Annotated in this window: 1 protein-coding gene; it reads left to right on the top strand. The window is 44.6% G+C overall.

Annotated features, from left to right (window positions below):
• A partial coding sequence (locus FC83_RS12275; protein ID WP_156405599.1) for an integrase core domain-containing protein occupies positions 1-258 on the top strand: 258 nt, incomplete at both ends.

Here is a 258-nt window from a genome sequence, read left to right as displayed (position 1 = left end):
GCCTATACCTCAAATGAATTTAGAAATTATCTGCGCGACAAATCAAGCGGACAAAGTATGTCCAGGCCCGGGACACCAAGTGATAATGCGGTGATGGAATCATTTTGGGCACAGTTTAAGACTGAGTGGCTGGATCAACGTCCAAAGCGTTTTGAGACCTTAGAAGAGCTGGCAGAATATATTCAAGCGGGTTTGACTTACTTTGCGACAAAACGAAGAACTGTAAAAAATAACGGCCTGACTCCGAAGGAACTTCGG

It is taken from the genome of Agrilactobacillus composti DSM 18527 = JCM 14202 (assembly GCF_001436375.1).
GTDB lineage: Bacteria > Bacillota > Bacilli > Lactobacillales > Lactobacillaceae > Agrilactobacillus > Agrilactobacillus composti.
The sequence above is the reverse complement of the archived record's forward strand: the minus strand, read 5'-3'. Positions and strand labels throughout refer to the sequence as shown.